Raw genomic sequence first — 6,855 nt, 5'->3', positions numbered from 1 at the left:
AGCGCAGTAATGCGTTAAGCTAACCAGTACTAATTGCCCGTAAGGCTTGATCCTATAACCAGTGTGTTTTGCCTGGTGTGTGATCGTGACTGTGCCGAAACAGTTGACACAAGACGCACAACCCCAACTACATCCCTATTCGCAGCGTTGACCTCAACCTCAGCGCTGCAACCCCTTATGCCTGGTGACCATAGCGAGCTGGAACCACCCCTTCCCATCCCGAACAGGTCCGTGAAACAGCTCCGCGCCGATGATAGTGCGGATACCCGTGTGAAAGTAGGTCATCGCCAGGCTCTTATACCGCAGAACCCCCAGCCCAAAAGGCTGGGGGTTTTTGCTTTGGCGCGGCGAAAATGCCGTGGCCGGCGCAGGCATGCGCGTCCTCGTTGTTTTCATGCCGCAACGCGGGTCGCCGAGCATTCCGGGACTGCGCGCCTTCTGCTATGGTCGACACCCAAGTGCCCACATGCGGCACGAAGGCGGTTGCAACATGTGTTTGCAGCAAGTAGTGGGCAATAGCCGGACCCTTGCCATCAGAGCAGGTCCGGATTCGGGTTTCGAGGGGTTACATGACGGCCAAGGTGTTTCGGCTGGTTTTGACTGGCGCCGCCGGCGCGCTGCTGCTGGCAGGATGCGCATCCACTCCCCCTGTTTCCGCGGTTCATTCGGATGACACGGCCAATACGGCAGGCACTTCCGCGATCGATTGCCAGACGTTCGCCAGGCGCATGACCGCGTACGTGGCAGCGCAGACGGACCCGGCGCTGCCTGCGGTGTCGTCGCCCGACCCGCTGGCTGCCGCCAACACCAGTGCGGCGGAAGCCGAGGCGGGTGACGACGGCGAAGTCGCCGATGCCGCGCCGCCGCCGACCCTGGCCACGCTGCCGTTGTTCTCGGTCTCACCGCATCGCGGCCAGTTGCCGGTCGGCTGGCAGCCGTGGACCATCAACCGCAACAAGACGCCCACCCGTTATTCGATGGTAGAGGTCGACCAGCGCGTGGTCGTCCATGCGCAGGCCGAGAGCTCAGCCTCCGGCCTGTATGTCCCGCTGCGCGATCGCGATGCCGGCATGCTGCGCTGGACCTGGAAGACCAGCGGCATTATCCGCAACGCTGACAACAGCCACGGCCCGCGCGAGGATTCGCCGTTGCGCCTGTTTGTCGCCTTCGACGGCGACAAGGGTGCATTGTCCTTGAAAGACCAGCTGATGTACGAGATGGCGCGGCTGACCACCGGCCGCGAAATGCCCTACGCCACGCTGATGTATATCTGGGGCGGACGGCGCGCGGAAGGCTCAGTGGTGAAAAATCCGCACACTGACAGGGTGCGCATGATCGTGGTGGATAGCGGCATGAAGCACGCCAATGAGTGGCGTTGCCATGAGCGCGACCTGCGCGCCGACTACCGCAAGGCCTTCGGGACAGACCCCGGCCGGGTCATCGCCGTGGGCATCATGACCGATACCGACAACACCAAGAGCAAGGCCGAGTCCTGGTACGGCGACATCGCGCTGGACTGAAGGACGCTGGCGGCGCCGTCAGCCGCCGATCGGCTCGGCCAGCGCGAGCACCGCGAACGAGGCCAGCCAGTGCGTCGATACATACTCGCCCTCGACCGCCTGCGGCAGCGACGATTCGAGATGGTCCGACCAGGCCCGGATGGCCAGCGGCCGCAGCGGGTCGGGCAGGGCGGGCTCCAGCATGCGCCAGCACCAGGCGCGAGACAGATTGAGTCCGTCCAGGTGCGAGGTCTTGGGATCGCTGCGATTGGTCACTTCGACCGGCGTCAGCCAGTTGGCCAGTTCCACCTGCCCCGGCACGAACAACTCCCACCATTCTGAAAACGCGCAGCCGTCCATCACGGCGTGCATCAGCACGGCTTCGGTCAGCCCGCCGGACAGGAATTCATCGCCGCCGGGCTCATACCGCGCCGGGTATTTCTGATCATGTCCGAACCAGCGGTGGGCCCGCCGCACGATGGCGCGCCGCAAGGTGAGGTCCTGGTGCGTGCGTGCATAGGCCATGGCCATCACCAGGGCGAAGGCGCTGTTGTAATGGGTGCCGGTGCGCACCGGGAAAACCGCTGCATCCAGGAAATCCGCCAGTTGCCGTGACAGGTGCGATGCCAGCGGCGCGCACGCCTCGGCCCAGGTGGCTGCCTGGGCGTCCTGCCGCGCCAGCACCAGCAACTCCGCCTGCAGTTTCAGCATCCAGCCCCAGCCATAGGGGCGCTCGAAGGTGCGCGAATGGGGCCGCTGGAAGTAGGCCAGTTCGACCGCGATGTGCTCTGGGCGCAGCTGGGCATCCAGCGTTGCGCGGATGCGCGGCGCCTCCTCCAGGTCCGGCGACAGCGCCAGCAGCCGCACCAGCAACCAGTGCATGTGCACGCTGGAGTGCCAGTCGTAGCTGCCGCAGAAGACCGGATGCCAGGCCGCCGGTTCGGCCAGGTCACCGGCGCTGGCCATCATGTGGTCCAGCTTGTATGGATAGCGGCGCAGGATATTGTCCAGCGCCACGCGCGCGAAGCTGCGCGCTGTTTCGCGATCCAGCGCCAGGCGGCCCATCCGGATGCTCCCCTCTTGTTATCGTTGTGCTGTGCTCAGGTACGTAACGTCACGCAGGCGCCAGCCACTTTTCCACCAGCCGCACGAAGAACGTCGAGCCGACCGGCAGCAGTTCGTCGTTGAAATCGTAGCTCGGGTTGTGCAGCATGCAGGGCCCGATGCCATGGCCAGCGTCGCGATGGCCGCCGTCGCCGTTGCCCAGGAACAGGTAGCAGCCGGGCTTGTGCTGCAGCATGAACGAGAAATCCTCGGCGCCCATGGTGGGCTCGACATTGCTGTCGACGTTGTCCGGCCCGACTAGTTCGGCGGCGACCTCGGTGGCAAAGCCGGTTTCGGCCTCGCTGTTGACGGTCGGCGGATAGTTGCGGTGGAATTCGTACTCGATGGTGCAGTCGAACGCCGCCGCCACCGCGCGCGCCACTTCTTCCATGCGCCGTTCGATCAGGTCCAGCACCGGCACCGTGAACGTGCGCACCGTGCCGCCGATCCAGGCCTGGTCCGGCACGATATTGGTGGCGTCGCCGGCGTGGAACTGCGTGACCGAGATCACCGCGGTATCGATCGGGCGCTTGTTGCGCGTGATGATGCCCTGCAGCGCCGACACGATCTGCGCCGCGGTGAAGACCGGGTCGTTGCCATTGTTGGGCATGGCCGCATGCGCACCCTTGCCGCGCACCACGATGCGGAACTCGTTGCTCGATGCCATCAGCGGGCCTGCGCGCGTGCCGAACGTGCCGACCGGCATGCCCGGCCAGTTGTGCACGCCGAACACCGCGTCGCACGGAAAGCGCTCGAACAGGCCGTCCTTGATCATTTCACGGGCGCCGCCGCCGCCTTCCTCGGCCGGCTGGAAGATCAGGTGCACGGAGCCGTCGAAGGGCTTGTGCTGCGCCAGGTAGCGCGCCGCGCCGAGCAGCATGGCGGTGTGGCCGTCGTGGCCGCAGGCGTGCATCTTGCCGGAGTGCTGCGAGCGGTGATCAAAGGTGTTCGCTTCCTGCAGCGGCAGCGCGTCCATGTCGGCGCGCAGCCCGATGGTGCGCGGGCTGTTGCCGTTGCGGATCACGCCCACCAGGCCGGTGGTGCCCAGGCCGCGATGAACTTCGATGCCCCACGATTCCAGATTCTGCGCGACCACGTCGGCGGTGCGCTGTTCTTCGAAGCAGAGTTCCGGGTGGGCGTGGATGTCGCGCCGGATCGCACGGATTTCGGCTTGTGCCTGCAGGATTTCGGGAATGAGCTTCATGATGCCTGGCTGCCCTGGACGTTAGGGGCGTTAGCGTTGGATACCCCGATCATACGATGCCTCTCCGCAAAGCGCCAAAATGCGGCGATTTCCTGCGCGCTTGCCCGGTTGGCGCAGTGCAATATGCCAGCGCGGGTGGGTTTCCCCGCATTGCCGCGACATGCGCACTGCTGGAACAGTTCATGCTTGAAGTGCCCGGCCGGCAATTTCGTCGCTTTGTGATGCGCAAGCGCACCCCAAACCGCACCAAAACGCAGCGCCGCCGCGTGACCCGCGGCGCATTGCCGATCCTAAAACGTCTGCTTCACTTCCTACAGGGAGAATTGCGCGATGTCCCTTCGCACTTTCAAGAAGGCAATTGGTGTGGTGGCGGTAGCCGGGGCCCTTGGCCTGGCGCTTGCCGGCACCGCCCAGGCCGCGGACCTCAAACTGGCCATGAGTTCGCCGCCAACCTCGATGGATCCGCACTTCTACAACCTGTTCTCCAACATCAATGTTTCCGAGCATATCTTTGACTCGCTGACCAAGATGGACCCGGACAGCCGCATCATCCCGGGCCTCGCCGAGTCGTGGAAGCTGGTCAACAACCTCACCTGGGAATTCAAGATCCGCAAGGGCGTGAAGTTCCACGACGGCTCCGAGCTGACCGCGGAAGACGTGATCTGGTCGCTGGACCGCCCGGCCACCATCCAGAACAGCCCGGGCAAGTTCGATGTCTACACCAAGGCGATCGTCAACAAGAAGATCATCGACAAGTACACCATCCAGCTGACCACCAACCAGCCCTATCCGCTGATGCTGAACGACCTCACGTCGATCTTCATCGTGCAGAAGAAGGCCACGCAGGGGCTGAGCTCGGATGACTTCGCGCAGGGCAAGGGCATGGTCGGCACCGGGCCGTTCAAGTTCGTCAGCTACGCCCGCGACGACCGGGTCGAGCTGGTGCGCAACAACGACTACTGGGGCGCCAAGCCGGCCTGGGACAAGGTCACGCTGCGCTTCATCCCCAATCCGGCGACGCGCCTGGCGGCGCTACTGTCGGGCGACGTGCAGGCCATCGAGAACGTGCCCACGCCTGACCTGCCGAAGGTGCGCCAGGATCCCAAGCTGTCGTTCTTCTCCAAGATCTCGCACCGCGTGATCTACCTGTATTTCGATGCCAAGCGCGACAAGTCGCCCTACGTCACCACCAAGGAAGGCGCACCGCTGGACAAGAACCCGCTGAAGGACGCGCGCGTGCGCAATGCCATCAGCATGGCGATCAACCGGCAGGGCATCAAGGACCGCCTGATGGAAGGCCTGTCCGAGCCGACCAACAACCTGGTGCCGCCGACGCTGTTCGGCTACAACCCCAACCTGAAGACGGTCAAGTACGATCCCGAGGCCGCCAAGAAGCTGCTGGCCGACGCCGGCTTCCCGAACGGCTTCGGCGTGACGCTGCATACGCCCAACAACCGCTACGTCAACGACGAGAAGATCGCGCAGACGATTGCGCAGAACCTGACCCGCATCGGCATCGCCACCAAGGTCGAAGGCATGCCGATGGCGACGTACTCGTCCAAGGGCATCAAGCACGAGTGGTCGTTCGGGCTGCTGGGCTGGGGCGCGCAGACCGGCGAGGTCAGCTCGCCGCTGCGCGCGCTGCTGGCGTGCGAGGACAGCAAGAAGGGTTTCGGCACCACCAACTGGGGCGAGTACTGCAACCCCAAGATGGACGTGGTGCTGGAGAAGGCGCTGTCCACCGTGGATGACAAGGAGCGCTCCAAGCTGCTGCAGGAGGCCACCGCAATCGCGATCAACGATGGCGGTATCGTCCCGATCCACCAGCAGGTGACCACCTGGGCCACGCAAAAGGGCATCGTCTACGTGCCGCGTACCGACGAGCGCACCTACGCGCACAACTTCAAGCCCCAGTAAGCTCCGGTCAGCTCAGACAGGAGCCTCGGCCCGCGGATTGTCTGCTGGCCGAGTTTGCGGTGCCGCGCATGGCTGCCGCGCCACACCCGGGAAGCGCCACGGCGCGGCCCGGGCGTCGCGTGCATTCGCGCGCGAAAGGATAGTGGTTCGATTATGCTGGTCTTTATCATCCGGCGCCTGATGCAGAGCGTGGTCGTGCTCTTCGTCATGTCGCTGCTGGTTTTCCTCGGCGTCTTTGCCATCGGCAATCCCGTCGACATCCTGATCAACCCGCAGGCCGACCAGGAGGACATCAAGCGCACCATCGCGGCGCTGGGCCTGGACAAGCCGCTGTGGGAGCAGTACTGGGTGTTCCTGCAGAATGCGCTGCAAGGTAACCTGGGCACCTCGTTCGCGCACGGCACGCCAGCGCTCAAGCTGATCTTCGAGCGCATGCCCGCCACCATGGAGCTGGCCATCTGCGCGATCCTGCTGGCGATCGTGCTGGGCATCCCGCTGGGCCTGTGGGCCGGGCTGCGGCCCAAGGGCATCGCCGGCAAGTCGATCATGGCGGTATCGATCCTGGGCTTCTCGCTGCCCACCTTCTGGGTCGGGCTGATGCTGATCATGGTGTTCGCGGTGCAGCTCGGCTGGCTGCCCTCCAACGGACGCGGCGAGACCGTGCGCGTGCTCGGCATCCCGCTCAGCTTCCTGACCGCCGACGGCATCCGCCACCTGATCTTGCCGGCGGTGACGCTGTCGCTCTTGAATATCGCCATGGTGATCCGGCTCACGCGCGCCGGCACGCAGGAGGCGATGATGCAGGACTACGTCAAGTTCGCGCGCGCCAAGGGCCTGTCGAACACGCGCATCGTCGGCGTGCATGTGCTGAAGAACATCCTGATCCCGATTGTCACGGTGATCGCGCTGCAGTTCGGCTCGATCATCGCCTTTGCGATCGTGACCGAGACCATCTTCGCCTGGCCCGGCATGGGCAAGCTCATCATCGACTCGATCCAGTTGCTGGACCGGCCGGTGATCGTCGCCTACCTGATGGTGATCGTGACGCTGTTTATCCTGATCAACCTGGTGGTGGACATCATCTACAGCATGCTCGATCCGCGCGTGCGCATTGCCGACAACAAGGGCTGA

The 6,855-nt window shown here is 64.4% G+C and carries 5 protein-coding genes and 1 rRNA gene; 4 read left to right on the top strand and 2 right to left on the bottom strand.

Annotated elements, in window-relative coordinates; genetic code table 11:
* Nucleotides 1–180: 180 nt before the first annotated feature.
* Both rrf and AC1Q7H_RS03635 read left to right on the top strand, forming a co-directional pair.
* Nucleotides 181–293 (top strand): 5S ribosomal RNA (gene rrf / locus AC1Q7H_RS03640).
* Nucleotides 294–569: 276 nt separating this feature from the next.
* Nucleotides 570–1,520, top strand: coding sequence for a DUF3047 domain-containing protein (locus AC1Q7H_RS03635; protein WP_013958100.1), 951 nt, complete (start codon nt 570–572; stop codon nt 1,518–1,520).
* Nucleotides 1,521–1,538: 18 nt separating this feature from the next.
* On the opposite strand, the gene AC1Q7H_RS03630 is transcribed toward AC1Q7H_RS03635, so the two are convergent.
* Together AC1Q7H_RS03630 and AC1Q7H_RS03625 are read right to left on the bottom strand one after the other, a co-directional pair.
* Nucleotides 1,539–2,564: a DUF2891 domain-containing protein gene (locus AC1Q7H_RS03630; RefSeq protein ID WP_492380957.1), complete on the bottom strand. Its 1,026-nt coding sequence runs from the start codon at nt 2,562–2,564 to the stop codon at nt 1,539–1,541.
* A gap of 49 nt (nt 2,565–2,613) precedes the next feature.
* Nucleotides 2,614–3,807 carry a M20 aminoacylase family protein gene (locus AC1Q7H_RS03625; RefSeq protein WP_013958098.1) on the bottom strand — a complete coding sequence of 398 codons (1,194 nt, stop codon included), beginning with the start codon at nt 3,805–3,807 and terminating at the stop codon, nt 2,614–2,616.
* A gap of 330 nt (nt 3,808–4,137) precedes the next feature.
* On the opposite strand from AC1Q7H_RS03625, the gene AC1Q7H_RS03620 reads away from it, so the two are divergent.
* Complete coding sequence (locus AC1Q7H_RS03620; RefSeq protein ID WP_013958097.1) at nt 4,138–5,724, top strand: ABC transporter substrate-binding protein; 1,587 nt, start codon at nt 4,138–4,140, stop codon at nt 5,722–5,724.
* A gap of 153 nt (nt 5,725–5,877) precedes the next feature.
* Complete coding sequence (locus AC1Q7H_RS03615; RefSeq protein ID WP_013958096.1) at nt 5,878–6,855, top strand: ABC transporter permease; 978 nt, start codon at nt 5,878–5,880, stop codon at nt 6,853–6,855.

The sequence above is a fragment of the Cupriavidus sp. GW823-FHT06D04 genome (assembly GCF_058795055.1).
Note: the sequence above shows the minus strand (reverse complement) of the source record. Positions and strands in the feature narration are given on the sequence as shown.